Source organism: Aliiroseovarius sp. B-4, from assembly GCF_056857795.1.
The window spans coordinates 541,421-554,310 of the sequence record NZ_JBSXNV010000039.1; the positions used below are offsets into that span (position 1 = coordinate 541,421).

Sequence of the window (12,890 nt, forward strand, 5' to 3'; positions counted from 1 at the left end):
CAGGGGATGAGCACATCTGAGCCTTCCAATGCGATCTTGCTGTTTCGCGATGATCTGCGGCTGTCGGATCACCCCGCCCTGACCGCTGCGGCGCAGTCCGGCCAGTGCCTGACCTGTGCATTCATTCTGGACCCGAATGCACCCTATCGGCCCGGTGGCGCGCGGCGCTGGTGGCTTCACCACGCCTTGAACGCATTGACCGCGCAACTGGCCGATCTGGGTGGGAAACTGGTGCTGCGCACCGGCGCGACGGCTGATGTTCTGGCCGACCTGCGCAAAGAAACCGGCGCGACCCATATCTATTGGAGCAGACGCTATACGCCCGATGAGATCGCCAGCGACACCGCGTTGAAGGCCGATCTGACTGCCGCAGGCTGCACGGTGCAGAGCGATCCCGGCCGATACCTGTTGGAGCCTTGGCGGGTCACGACAAAATCCGGCACGCCGTTCAAGGTGTTTTCGCCTTTCTGGCGCGCCAGCCGCGATGAAATTCGCGCCGTGGGGCTTGGCGACCCGTTGCCGGTGCCGAAAAACATCACGTTCGCCGATGAAGTCGCTACCGCTTCGCTTGAGGATTTCGACCTGCTGCCGACCGCGCCCAACTGGGCAAAAGGGTTCGAGGCGCTGTGGCACCCCGGCGAAGAGGGCGCGATGGCACGGCTGGACGCGTTTCTGGAAGAGGGCGCGCAAGGCTATGCCAAGGGCCGGGACTTCCCAGCAGAACCGCACACCTCGCGCCTGTCGCCTTACTTGCAATCCGGCAATATCAGCCCCCGTCAGATTTGGGCGGCGCTCGATCGCGCCGAACATCTGGGCCAGATGTCTGGTCGCGACGCCGAGAAATTCCGCGCAGAGTTGGGCTGGCGTGACTTCGCCGCCTATCTGCTGTTTCACAACCGCGACTTCGAAGATACCGAGTTACAGCCCAAGTTCCGTAGCTTCCCATGGCGCCATGACACGGACGCTCTGATCGCGTGGCAACGCGGCCAGTCGGGCTATCCCATCGTTGATGCCGGGATGCGCGAGCTTTGGCAGACGGGGTATATGCACAACCGCGTTCGCATGGTGGTCGCGTCCTTTTTGGTGAAGCATCTGCGGATCGACTGGCGCGCCGGGCGCGATTGGTTCTGGGACACGCTGGTCGACGGTGATCTAGCATCGAACGCGGCAAGTTGGCAGTGGGTGGCGGGATGCGGGGCGGATGCAGCCCCCTATTTCCGCGTTTTCAACCCGATGACGCAGGCCGAAAAGTTCGACCCGGATGGCGGCTATATCCGTCAGTATGTGCCTGAAATTGCGGCCCTGCCCGACAGATATCTGGCTGCCCCATGGAAGGCCCCTGAAGATGTGCGCGCCAAGGCGGGCGTCGAGATTGGCCGGACCTATCCGGCCCCGATGGTGGATCACGCCACCGCCCGCCGCGCCGCATTGGAGGCGTTTGAAAGCCTGCCCTCGCCGGGTGATGATCTGGTTTGAACGCCGATCAGATTCAAAACCTTCACTTGACCGTTACACTTTCCATGCCATCATGTGTTGGGTTCGGAGGGGAACATGTTGGAATTTTTGCCAAAAGAAGTGCGTGAGGGTCTGGAAGCCGCACGTAAGAAGGACCTCAAGAAGAAAAGTAGGCTTCGGATTCGTGTGAATGAAGAAGTCTTTCCGGTGCTCGATTTCTGGGAGGGCGGCTTCGCTCTTGATGCCGAACGAGCGCCCCACCTGCGCGGACTTGTTGACCTGTATGACGGATCACGCCACCTGTATCAGTGCCTGATCATCGCGTCCGAAGAAGACAACGGCCAAATGAGATACGAATTCAAATGGCGGGCCGAAGCCCATGACAAAGCCCCCCTGGATTTTGCGCAGGAAGAAAACGCGCCGGTTGCGCTGATTGAAGGGGAAGGCTGACCGGTCTGCCCTCAGAGGTCAGGGTCTGATCTCGACGAGTGTTCCGATGGGGGTGACGGCCCAAAGCTCTTCTATTTCGGCATTGGACAACGCGATGCTGCCATTGGTCCAGTCCTTTGTGATCGGATCCGGGCTGTTTCGCTTGTTTGGTTGGCCGTGGATGAAAATGTCCCCGCCAGAATCACCCCCGTCGGCAATGGTGCGCGCGCGATCCTTGGGCAAGGGGTAGTCGATGCCCAGCGACAAGTGAAACGCACTTTTTTCGTTGCGGCGATCAATCCTGAATATGCCTTCCGGGGTCATGCCATCCCCTTGTAATGCCTTGTCACCTACGGGCGAAAAGCCCAATGCAATCTCATAGGTGCGGACAGGGGTGTCGGCCTGAAACACGATCATCCTGCGGTCTGATTTTTCAATCACGATACGGTCGATCTGGCCGATGATCGGCTCAAGTGTCGTGGGGGGTGCAGGGGGCGTGTAGCGATCCCAAAGGAAGAAGCCCAACACGCCGATAAAGACAAGAAGTGAAAGTCGAGAAAAGAAATGCGCCAAACCGTTCATGGCGCGCGTGTGTGCCAAGCGCGCCTTGTGTTCAAGGAATAACTTGCGGTGAATTTCGCGTTAGGCGGTTCTCTGCCGGTCGAAATGCTATTGTAGGTCGCTGAAAGCCTGCTTCATTCGCGTTACGGCTTCTTCCACCCGCGCGCCTTGTGTGGCGAGGTTGAAACGCTGATACCCATCGCCGCCCGTGCCGAAGCCGGGGCCGGGGGTGACGGCAATGCGTGCGTCGTCGCGGATACGCGCCGCAACCTCTTCATGCGACATGCCGGTACCGGAGAAATTGACCCAGGCCAGATAAGTGGCCTGCAACGGCATCGAAGACACACCCGGAATGCTGTTGATGCCTTCGTCAAACAGGGCTTTGTTTCGCGTCAGGTGGGCGATCTGTTCGTCAACCCACGCCGCCCCTTCAGGCGAATACGCGGCGGTGATCATCGCCAAAGCCAACATGCCGGGTGCATAGTCAAGTTTACTAAGCTGATTGTGCATCTCGGCCCTGAGCCTGCTGTCCGCAATGATCAAGTTGCCGGTGCGCTGACCGGCGATGTTGAAGGTCTTTGACGGTGCAGTTAGTGTCACCAACCGCGATCGTGCGTCAGGTGCCGCGACGGCCATCGGAACGAACGTGTTTCCAGGATAGACCAGATCGTGGTGGACTTCATCTGACACCAGTAACAACCCATTGCGATCTGCAAAATTGGCAACAGCACGCAGTTCATCTTTGGTCCAGACCCGGCCTGATGGGTTCTGTGGCGAACACCAAAGGAGAATCTTTTCGTTGCCTGTCAGGCGCGACTGCGCGTCGTCCAGATCAAGCTCGTACTGGTCCCCGGCCAGGGCCAGCGGACACTCCACCACCTGGCGGTTGTTCTTTCTGATCTTCAGTGCAAACTCATGGTAAACGGGTGTGAAGATCACGATCCCGTCGCCCGGTTCGCTCCAGACGTTCAGGCACAGTGCAATCGCGTTGCCCAAACCCTGACTGGTCAGGACCCAATTCGGGTCGACATCCCAGCCGTGCCGGGTCTTCATCCACCAAGCGACGGCGTTCAGATACTCGGGATATTCCCAGGAATAGCCAAAAACACCATGATCTGCGGCGCGCTTCACCGCGTCAATCACGCAAGGGGCGGTGGGATAGTCGCTGTCAGCGGTCCACATTGCCAACCCGTCTTCGGGAGATACGCCAAACAACTTCTCCATCTTGTCCCACTTGGACGAATGGGTGCCGCGACGGTCGGTGATCTTGTCGAAACTCATGGGGTCTCCTTTCTGGTGGCACGGTAGCGGTTTGGACGTCAGGCGCAAGTCGAGTTGCGCCATGTGTGACAAGAGGTTTCACCGCTTCGCCCTGACGCAACCATTGCGCAGCGCGCGCTCATCCCCTAAATCCTCCGCATGAGTATTAAACCGATCCTTATTCACCCCGATCCACGGCTTAAAAAAGTCGCCGAAGTGGTGCCAGATTTGTCTGACGACCTGCGCCAATTGGCCGACGACATGCTGGAAACTATGTATGACGCGCCGGGCATTGGTCTGGCCGCGCCGCAGGTGGGCGTGCTGACGCGACTGATCGTGATGGACTGCGTGCGTGAGGATGACGAGCCTCCGCAGCCTGTGATCATGTTCAATCCCGAGGTCATATTGTCCTCGGATGATCTGAACACCTATGAAGAAGGCTGTCTGTCGATCCCCGAGCAATATGCCGAAGTCACCCGCCCCAAAGAGGTTTCGGTCCGCTGGGTCGACCGTGACGGCAACGTGCAGGAGCAGGACTTTGACGGGCTGTGGGCCACTTGCGTGCAGCACGAGATCGACCACCTGAATGGCAAGCTGTTCATCGACTATCTGAAACCGCTGAAACGGCAGATGATCACGCGCAAAATGCAAAAACTGAAACGTGAAATGGCGCGGATGTGACCCATCGCCCGTTTCTGAGATATCCGCACAAATGCCTGCGCACCGCAGCTGATCCGGTGACCGAGGTGACGGATGACACCCGCGCGATATGGGACGAGATGATCGAGGCGATGGACGCCATGCCGGGCGTTGGTCTGGCGGCGCCCCAACTCGGGATTATGCAGCGTTTGGCGGTGGTGGATGCCTCGGACGAACGCGGCAAGGCGGTCAGGATGGCGAACCCGGAGATACTGTATCGGTCCATCGAGTTTCGTGAGCACGAGGAAGCCAGCCCGAACTTGCCCGGTGTTTCGGCGGTGATAAGTCGCCCGCGCGCGGTGACGGTTCGGTTTCTTGACGAAAACGGAGCAGCGCAGGAGCAGGATTTTGTCGGCATCTGGGCCACCTCGGTTCAACACCAGATCGACCATTTGAACGGGCGGATGTATTTCGATCACCTGTCCAAGGTGAAGCGCGATATGCTGATCAAGAAAGCAAGGAAACTGGCGCGATGAGGCTTGTGTTCATGGGCTCGCCCGATTTCTCGGTGCCGGTGCTGGAGGCTCTGGTGGATGCCGGCCACGAGATCGCCGCTGTCTATTGCCAGCCACCACGCCCCGCCGGGCGCGGCAAGAAGGACAGGCCCGGTCCGGTCCATGCCCGGGCCGCGGAACTGGGGCTTCAGGTGCGCCATCCGGTGTCGTTGAAGGATGCCGATGAGCAGGCGGCGTTTGCCGCGTTGAACGCTGACGTTGCGGTGGTCGTGGCCTATGGCCTGATCCTGCCGCAAGCGGTTCTTGATGCGCCCAAGCATGGCTGTCTGAACATCCATGCGTCGCTTCTGCCGCGCTGGCGTGGGGCAGCGCCCATTCATCGCGCGATCATGGCAGGAGATCCGGAAACCGGCGTTTGCATCATGCAGATGGAGGCTGGATTGGACACCGGCCCTGTTCTGCTGCACGAGGTGACACTGATCGGCGCACAGGAAACCACGGCGGAACTGCATGACCGCCTGTCGGCCATCGGTGCACGTCTGATCGTCGAGGCGTTGGGCCGCCTGCCCGATCTGACCCGGGTGCCGCAAGCTGAAGACGGTGTCACCTATGCCCACAAGATCGACAAGGCCGAGGCGCAGATTGACTGGACCCGTCCGGCCGTTGAAGTGGATCGCCTGATCCGCGGGTTGTCGCCATTCCCCGGTGCGAAATGCGATATGGGGGGCGAACAGGTAAAGTTGCTCGCTTCACGTGTCTTGGATGGTTCGGGCAAGCCCGGTCAGGTTCTGGACGGGTTCACCATTGCCTGCGGTGAGGGCGCGGTTGAAATCCATCGCGCCCAACGTCCCGGCAAACGTGCGATGGAAGCCGAGGATTTCCTGCGGGGTTTTGACCTGCCCGACACGGTGAAATAGCTCTTACATTCCGGGGCGAAGCGCCCCATATTTCAGACATGCCGGTAATCATGCTGATCATCTTCGGAGCCGCCGCCGGGTTCTTGGCGACAAGGATCATGAATCTGCGCACCGACGTGCCGACCACCATTGCCATTGGCGTGGCCGGGGCGTTGATCGGAGGGTTTGTCCTGCGGTCCATTGCAATGATTGGTGGTCTGGCCTTTGGTTTTGTAGGCGCGGTCGTGGGTGCCATTCTCCTGATCTGGATTTGGCAGAAGTATAAGGACCGAAAGTAAGGCGTTACGGGCTTAAGGTGCGGCGTTGTTTGGGCGCGAAAAGCCTTGTCTTGAAATGTTTTCTTAATCATTGATTAACCAATCGCCAGCAACCTGACGACTATGGTGCTTCGGTTTTTCATCTGCGTTCTGCCAATGCTTTTTGCGTCCGGCGATCTTGCCCAAGCGGGTGCGTGGCCGCGCGACAAGGGCGGGGCGTTTTTGTCCGGGCAAGCGCGACAGAACGCCGACACGCTGGACGAAGCTCCGGTGATCAGCGTCTATGGTGAATACGGGCTGACGGATCGTTGGACCATTGGTGGCAAGCTGGATTATGCGCTTGCCTCCAATGATATATTGCAAATGAAAGCCTTTGCGCGATGGCATCTGCCAAACAGCGACGAGCCGTGGCAAAAAGCGGTCAGTTTGGCGGTCGAAGGGACCAAGGACGACCAATACGTCTCGCCTTCGTTCCATTTGGGGCGGGGGATTGAGACCGCGATTGGCCCCGGTTGGCTGGATATTGAGTTGACGACCACTTTGTCCGTCTTGGATGCGCAGATGGACTACAGTGCGTTTGCGCAGATTGGCGTGAAACCAAGTCAGCGCCTGATGACGATGGTCGCCCTGGACGTCACCGGGATCGATGCGGATGCGCAGATCGACCTGATCCCGTCGGTGGCGTGGGAATACAAGCAGGGCAAACACCTACAACTTGAATGGACTTATGCGCTGGATGGTGCGGTTAAGCACGAAGTCGCAGCGGGAATATGGCTTGAGTTCTAGGCTCTATCTGCTCTTGAACGGTTCCATCCCCGCGCGTGCCAGTTCATCAGCGCGTTCGTTTTCGGGGTGGCCGGCATGGCCCTTGACCCATTGCCACGTTACCTGATGACGCGCTTGCGCTTCGTCCAGCCTTTGCCAAAGTTCGACATTCTTCACGGGTTTCCTGGACGAGGTCCGCCACCCGTTCCGCTTCCAGCCATGGATCCAACCGGTGACACCGTTCTTCACATAGGCGCTGTCGGTGATGACCGTGATCGCGCAGGGTTTGCCAAGGGTTTCCAGCGCCATGATGGCAGCCATCAGCTCCATCTGGTTGTTGGTGGTTTCCGGCGCGCCACCCTTCAACTCCCGCTCTTTGATCACCGCGCCGTTCTCATGCGCCTGCAACAATGCGCCCCAACCACCCGGACCGGGATTGCCGGAACAGGCGCCGTCGGTGTACGCGACAAACTCAGCCATGGGCTGGACCTGTCATCGGCTCGTAGCCTGGCAGAGTGCTTGTCCGCTTCAGCCAATCGCGCAGCGCGGGAAGGGGCGACAGATTGAAGCCGCCCCGGTCCTCGGCGGTGTGGGTATAGGCATACAAAGCGATATCCGCGATGGTCGGGGTGTCGCCCGCAAACCAGTCTTGATCGTGAAGCCCGTGCTCCATCAATTCCAAGATACCGTTGCCGGATTCAAGAAGCTGGTCGAGAAGTTCCGGCGTCGCTTCATCCGCAAGATGGGGATAGCACCGCAAGGATGCGCGCACGGCTATGGCCGGTTCATGGCGGTTCTGTTCGAAGAACATCCACGACAGCATACGCGCCTGCGCCAAGGGGTCGTCAGGGATCCACGGTGTGCCGCTGGCCAGATACCACAGGATGGCGTTGCTTTCGCTTAGCACCTCGCCGGTGTCCAGATGCAATGCCGGCACCTTGCCCAGAGGCAGTTTCCCTTCGGTCTTCGCGGCCTGTAGGTCGGGCGATCGGGTTTCACACGGGACGTGATGATATCGCCGACCCAGCAACGACAGGAGCAGCCGCACCTTATAACTGTTGCCGGAACTTGGCATGGAATAGAGGGTCAGCATGTTCGATGTCCTAACGGCGGTGGCAGATCAGGCGGTTTCACGCAGGACGCGGGGCACTTTGAACTCTACGTTCTCTTGCGCGGTTTCGACCCGTTCGACCGTGACGTCAAAGCGGTCGCGGAACGCGTCGATGACTTCGTCAACCAAGACCTGAGGGGCAGACGCCCCGGCGGTCAGGCCGACCGTTCGAATGCCCTCGATGGCGCGCCAGTCAATCTCGGTTGCGCGCTGCACCAGCATGGCATAGGCGCAGCCATTGGCGCGCGCCACTTCGACCAACCGGCGCGAGTTGGAGCTGTTGGGCGCACCGATCACCAGAAGCGCATCGACCTTGGGCGCGACCGCTTTCACAGCTTCTTGCCGGTTGGTGGTCGCGTAGCAGATGTCTTCTTTATGTGGGCCGATGATCTTTGGGAACCGGGTGCGCAAAGCCTTGACCACAGCGGCGGTATCATCGACCGACAGGGTGGTCTGGGTGATATAGGCAAGCTGTTCGGGGTCGCGCGGGGTCAGGGTGGCGACATCGTCGGTAGTTTCGACCAACAGCACTTCGCCTTCAGGCAATTGCCCCATCGTTCCGATGGTTTCCGGGTGGCCTGCATGGCCGATCATCACCATTTGCAGGCCGTTCTGGTGGTGCCGCTCGGCCTCGATATGCACTTTCGAGACAAGCGGGCAGGTGGCGTCGACATAGACCATCTCGCGACGGCTGGCTTCGGCGGGCACGGCCTTCGCGACACCATGGGCCGAGAAGATGACGGGGCGGTCATCGGGCACCTCGTCCAGGTCCTCGACAAAGATGGCGCCCTTGGCGCGCAGCCCATCGACCACGAATTTGTTATGCACAATTTCGTGGCGCACGTAGATCGGCGGCCCCCATTTCTCGATCGCCATTTCGACGATCTTGATGGCGCGATCCACCCCGGCACAAAACCCGTTGGGCGCGGCAAGATAAAGTGTAAGAGCAGGCTTGGTCATGGCATCCTCCGATGCGGGGAGGGGTACGCATTTTATGCGCCAAGGTCCAGTCGGAAGCGGTGCCGGACACGGAAATGTAAAAGGCCGGAGCAATCCCCGGCCTTCGCTGCCCCTGATCAGACGGTGGGATCAGTCCTCGGTCCGCTCGGGTCGGTCAAACTCGCGTGGCGGACGCCCAATCACATCTTTCAGCTCTTCCAGCTCGATAAAATTATCGGCTTGGCGGCGTAATTCATCGGCGATCATCGGGGGTTGGCTGCGGATCGTGGACACGACCGACACACGCACGCCCTGACGTTGCAGCGCCTCGATCAGAGGGCGGAAATCGCCGTCACCCGAAAACAGAACAGCATGGTCAATATGCGGCGCGAGCTCCAGCGCGTCCACGGCCAGTTCGATATCCATGTTGCCTTTGACCTTCCGCCGCCCCATCGAGTCGGTGTATTCCTTGGCTGGCTTGGTCACCATCGAGAAGCCGTTGTAGTTCAGCCAATCCACCAGCGGGCGGATCGGAGAATACTCCTCATTTTCCAGAAGGGCTGTGTAGTAGAACGCGCGGAGCAGTTTGCCCCGGCGCATGAATTCTTGGCGAAGTAGCTTGTAGTCGATGTCAAATCCCAGCGATTTGGCGGCCGCATAGAGGTTTGAACCATCGATGAACAGCGCGAGCCGTTCGTCCCGGTAGAACATAATATTTCCTTTCCAATTCGCTTCGCCGAATAATCCCGTGAGTGGTAAATGTGAAATCAATCAACGAAGAAACATATCTTGCAATCTAGGGAAACAATACGGTGCCGCAAGCAATTAATTCGCGTATAACCTGTCCAAAAGTGCTGGTTTCATTAGGAAGTAACGCGACGTCAAGGCGGCGAGAGTCGGCAAAAATCTTACGCGATGCGGTTGAACATCTGGCGGCACAAGGATTTAGAATCACCAGAGTCAGTCGGTATTATAGCACGCCTTGCTTTCCGGCTGGTGCCGGCCCCGATTTCGTGAATGCGGCGCTTGGGATCGACACAGATTTACCGCCCGACGAAATACTGTCCGCACTGCATCAGGTCGAAGCCGGTTTCGGCCGCGAACGGCCATCGCGCTGGGCGCCACGCACATTGGACCTGGATCTGATAGCCTGTGGTGGCATTATTCTGCCCAGCAAATCTGTTCTAGCACACTGGATGAACCTGCCACTGGACGACCAGAAAACCCGGGCACCAGATCAGTTGATCCTACCGCATCCACGTATGCATGAACGCGCCTTTGTGCTGATTCCCCTTGCCGATGTTGCCCCGGACTGGCGCCACCCGATAACGGGCAAGACCGTGCAACAGATGGCCGATGAATTGCCAGATGAAGAAAAAAAGGGTGTTTTGCCGTATTCGCACCCGTAATGCGGGCCTGTTTTTGCTTGTAACCCGCTTGCAACGGCCCTAGACAGGCGGTTCACATCCCCTTGCAAGGAATGGAGATTGATCATGGCCCGCGTGACGGTTGAAGATTGCGTAGATAAAGTCCCGAACAGGTTTGAGCTTGTAATGCTCGCCTCGCATCGCGCCCGCGAAATTTCGGCTGGGGGCCAGATCACTGTCGATCGCGACAATGACAAGAACCCTGTCGTGGCCTTGCGTGAGATTGCCGATGAAACGCAAACCGCCGATGAACTGCGCGAGCGTATGATCGAGAGCCATCAGACTCAGATCGAAGTTGATGAGCCGGAAGAAGACAGCATGGCCCTGCTGATGGGTGCGGAAGCTGCTGACAAGCCCGCCGAGGACGATCTGTCGGAAGAAAAACTTCTGCGCGCATTGATGGAAGCGCAAGGTCAGGGCTAAACGGATCTAAGATCCCCGCGGGGTGGCGGACCGGATGAACGACCTTCCAGATCTTGACCTTGATCTTGATGGGCTGATCGAACGGATCCGCCGCTATAACCCCAAATCCAATCACGAACTGATCCGCGCGGCGTATGAATACGGCGCGCGTATGCATGATGGCCAGACCCGCCATTCAGGCGAGCCATACTTCACACACCCGTTTGCTGTCGCTGAAATTCTGGCGGATATGCAACTGGATGATGCCACGATCATCACCGCCCTGCTGCATGACACGATTGAAGACACCCGGTCGACCTATTCCGAAGTGACCAAGATCTTCGGGGCAGAAGTGGCAGAACTGGTCGATGGCGTGACCAAGCTGACCAACCTTCAACTCAGTTCGTCCGAGACCAAGCAGGCGGAGAATTTTCGCAAGCTGTTCATGGCCATGTCCAAGGATTTGCGGGTGATTCTGGTGAAGTTGGCCGACCGGCTGCACAACATGCGCACGATCCGCGCCATGCGGCCGGACAAGCAAGTTCAAAAATCGCGTGAAACCATGGATATCTATGCCCCGCTGGCTGGTCGCATGGGGATGCAGTGGATGCGCGAAGAACTGGAAGACCTTGCCTTCCATGTTCTGAACCCTGAAGGCCGCAACTCGATCATGCGGCGCTTCCTGCGGCTTCAGAAGGAAAGCGGCGATGTGATCGAAAAGATCACCGGCGATATCCGGCTGGAACTGGACAGGGCTAAGATCAGCGCCGAAGTCTTCGGGCGCGCCAAGAAACCATTTTCGATCTGGCGCAAGATGCAAGAGAAGAATCAGAGCTTCTCGCGCCTGTCGGACACTTATGGGTTTCGCATCATCACCGACAGCGAAGCGGATTGTTACCGCGTTCTGGGGGTGATTCACCAACGCTGGCGCGCCATTCCGGGTCGGTTCAAGGATTACATCAGCCAGCCGAAATCCAACGGATATCGGTCGATTCACACGACCGTTTCGGGTCGTGACGGAAAGCGCGTTGAAGTGCAGATCCGCACCCATGCGATGAATGACGTGGCCGAAGCGGGGGTTGCGGCGCATTGGTCTTATAAAGACGGGGTGCGCGCCGAGAACCCATTCGCGGTTGATCCGGCCAAGTGGATTTCATCGCTGACCGAACGGTTTGAAGCAGCGGAAGATCACGACGAGTTTCTTGAGCATGTGAAGCTCGAAATGTATCAAGACCAGGTGTTCTGTTTCACCCCGAAAGGCGAGGTGGTGAAGCTGCCGCGTGGCGCCACGCCGTTGGATTTCGCTTATGCAATCCACACGCGGATCGGGGACAGCTGTGTGGGGGCCAAGGTCGATGGCATTCGGGTCCCACTTTGGACCCGGATCAAGAATGGCCAATCGGTCGAAATCATGACCGCCGAAGGGCAAAGCCCGCAAGCCACCTGGATTGACATCGTTGTAACGGGCCGTGCCAAGGCCGCCATTCGTAAAAGCCTGCGCAGCGTGGATCGTGAACGCTTTGTGCGACTGGGGCGCGAACTTGCGCGCGTGGCATTTGAACATGTCGGTCGCAAAGCGACAGACAAGGCGCTGGCGACCGCTGCCAAGCAACTGCGTCTGGACAATGTCGAAGAGCTGTTGGCACGTTTGGGTTCTGCCGAATTGCAGGCGCGCGATGTCGTCGCAGCCCTGTACCCCGAAAGCGTTGAGGCCGAAGCCGAGGTCGATGGTGATTCGGTGGTTGTTGGACTTGAAACCGGGCAGGACTTCGCCCGCGCGCAATGTTGTCAGCCCGTGCCGGGGGAACGCATTGTCGGGATCACCTATCGCGGAAAGGGCGTCATGGTGCACACCATCGACTGCGACGCGCTTGCTGATGTGGCCGAGGACAGTTCCCGCTGGGTCGATTTACATTGGCATTCCGGGCAGCACCCGGCCATTCATACGGTCAGCATAGATATGACCATTTCAAACGACGCGGGGGTTTTGGGCCGGATCTGCTCCTTGATTGGTGAGCAGAAGGCCAATATCTCGGATTTGAAGTTTCTGGATCGGAAACCTGATTTCTACCGCCTACTTGTTGATGTAGATTTGCGCGATATTGAACATTTGCACGCCATTATGCTGACATTGGAAGCAGATAGTGATGTTGCCGATGTTCACCGACACAGGGACATCGCCCGCAAACCGTAACCCGCCAATTTTGGCCGAA

The 12,890-nt window shown here is 58.5% G+C and carries 16 protein-coding genes; 10 read left to right on the forward strand and 6 right to left on the reverse strand.

Features of this window, described 5'->3' with window-relative positions; genetic code table 11:
• Positions 1–6: 6 nt before the first annotated feature.
• Positions 7–1,476 carry a cryptochrome/photolyase family protein gene (locus AC13C8_RS13630; RefSeq protein ID WP_482847814.1) on the forward strand — a complete coding sequence of 490 codons (1,470 nt, stop codon included), beginning with the start codon at positions 7–9 and terminating at the stop codon, positions 1,474–1,476.
• 75 nt (positions 1,477–1,551) lie between these two features.
• The gene (locus AC13C8_RS13635; RefSeq protein ID WP_091428030.1) at positions 1,552–1,905 is read left to right on the forward strand and encodes a hypothetical protein; all 354 of its coding nucleotides are present in this window, start codon (positions 1,552–1,554) and stop codon (positions 1,903–1,905) included.
• An 18-nt stretch (positions 1,906–1,923) separates the two neighbouring features.
• On the opposite strand, the gene AC13C8_RS13640 is transcribed toward AC13C8_RS13635, so the two are convergent.
• Both AC13C8_RS13640 and AC13C8_RS13645 read right to left on the reverse strand, forming a co-directional pair.
• Positions 1,924–2,466: a L,D-transpeptidase family protein gene (locus AC13C8_RS13640; protein ID WP_482847815.1), complete on the reverse strand. Its 543-nt coding sequence runs from the start codon at positions 2,464–2,466 to the stop codon at positions 1,924–1,926.
• Positions 2,467–2,553: 87 nt separating this feature from the next.
• Positions 2,554–3,726 (reverse strand): MalY/PatB family protein, encoded by a 1,173-nt coding sequence (locus AC13C8_RS13645; RefSeq protein ID WP_482847816.1) that lies wholly within the window; start codon positions 3,724–3,726, stop codon positions 2,554–2,556.
• 138 nt (positions 3,727–3,864) lie between these two features.
• Between AC13C8_RS13645 and def (AC13C8_RS13650) the strand changes: the two genes are divergently transcribed.
• The 5 genes from def (AC13C8_RS13650) to AC13C8_RS13670 all read left to right on the forward strand — a co-directional run bounded on the left by def (AC13C8_RS13650) (position 3,865) and on the right by AC13C8_RS13670 (position 6,819).
• Positions 3,865–4,386 carry a peptide deformylase gene (gene def, locus AC13C8_RS13650; protein ID WP_482847818.1) on the forward strand — a complete coding sequence of 174 codons (522 nt, stop codon included), beginning with the start codon at positions 3,865–3,867 and terminating at the stop codon, positions 4,384–4,386.
• Positions 4,383–4,880: a peptide deformylase gene (def, locus tag AC13C8_RS13655; protein ID WP_482847820.1), complete on the forward strand. Its 498-nt coding sequence runs from the start codon at positions 4,383–4,385 to the stop codon at positions 4,878–4,880. The genes def (AC13C8_RS13650) and def (AC13C8_RS13655) overlap by 4 nt, the downstream gene beginning before the upstream one ends.
• Positions 4,877–5,776 carry a methionyl-tRNA formyltransferase gene (gene fmt / locus AC13C8_RS13660; RefSeq protein WP_482847821.1) on the forward strand — a complete coding sequence of 300 codons (900 nt, stop codon included), beginning with the start codon at positions 4,877–4,879 and terminating at the stop codon, positions 5,774–5,776. The genes def (AC13C8_RS13655) and fmt overlap by 4 nt, the downstream gene beginning before the upstream one ends.
• Positions 5,777–5,814: 38 nt before the next feature.
• Entirely contained in the window at positions 5,815–6,054 is a 240-nt protein-coding gene (locus AC13C8_RS13665; protein ID WP_091428041.1) for a GlsB/YeaQ/YmgE family stress response membrane protein, read from the forward strand.
• Positions 6,055–6,156: 102 nt separating this feature from the next.
• The gene (locus tag AC13C8_RS13670; RefSeq protein ID WP_482847823.1) at positions 6,157–6,819 is read left to right on the forward strand and encodes a hypothetical protein; all 663 of its coding nucleotides are present in this window, start codon (positions 6,157–6,159) and stop codon (positions 6,817–6,819) included.
• A 3-nt stretch (positions 6,820–6,822) separates the two neighbouring features.
• On the opposite strand, the gene rnhA is transcribed toward AC13C8_RS13670, so the two are convergent.
• The 4 genes from rnhA to AC13C8_RS13690 form a co-directional block, all read right to left on the reverse strand.
• A complete protein-coding gene (gene rnhA, locus AC13C8_RS13675; protein WP_482847825.1) occupies positions 6,823–7,278 on the reverse strand; it encodes a ribonuclease HI in 456 nt (151 codons plus the stop codon).
• Entirely contained in the window at positions 7,271–7,891 is a 621-nt protein-coding gene (locus tag AC13C8_RS13680) for a glutathione S-transferase family protein (RefSeq protein ID WP_482847827.1), read from the reverse strand. Before AC13C8_RS13680 ends, rnhA begins: the two co-directional genes overlap by 8 nt.
• Before the next feature lie 27 nt (positions 7,892–7,918).
• Positions 7,919–8,869: a 4-hydroxy-3-methylbut-2-enyl diphosphate reductase gene (gene ispH / locus AC13C8_RS13685; protein WP_482847828.1), complete on the reverse strand. Its 951-nt coding sequence runs from the start codon at positions 8,867–8,869 to the stop codon at positions 7,919–7,921.
• 129 nt (positions 8,870–8,998) lie between these two features.
• The gene (locus AC13C8_RS13690) at positions 8,999–9,559 is read right to left on the reverse strand and encodes a LabA-like NYN domain-containing protein (protein ID WP_091428050.1); all 561 of its coding nucleotides are present in this window, start codon (positions 9,557–9,559) and stop codon (positions 8,999–9,001) included.
• A 101-nt stretch (positions 9,560–9,660) separates the two neighbouring features.
• Here AC13C8_RS13690 and folK point away from each other — a divergent pair, with 101 nt between their 5' ends.
• The 3 genes from folK (at position 9,661) to AC13C8_RS13705 (ending at position 12,871) form a co-directional block, all read left to right on the forward strand.
• Positions 9,661–10,257, forward strand: a complete 597-nt coding sequence (gene folK, locus AC13C8_RS13695; protein WP_482847831.1) for a 2-amino-4-hydroxy-6-hydroxymethyldihydropteridine diphosphokinase — start codon at positions 9,661–9,663, stop codon at positions 10,255–10,257.
• Between the two features lie 84 nt (positions 10,258–10,341).
• Entirely contained in the window at positions 10,342–10,698 is a 357-nt protein-coding gene (gene rpoZ, locus AC13C8_RS13700) for a DNA-directed RNA polymerase subunit omega (RefSeq protein WP_091428052.1), read from the forward strand.
• Positions 10,699–10,732: 34 nt separating this feature from the next.
• Complete coding sequence (locus tag AC13C8_RS13705) at positions 10,733–12,871, forward strand: RelA/SpoT family protein (protein WP_091428053.1); 2,139 nt, start codon at positions 10,733–10,735, stop codon at positions 12,869–12,871.
• Positions 12,872–12,890: the final 19 nt, after the last annotated feature.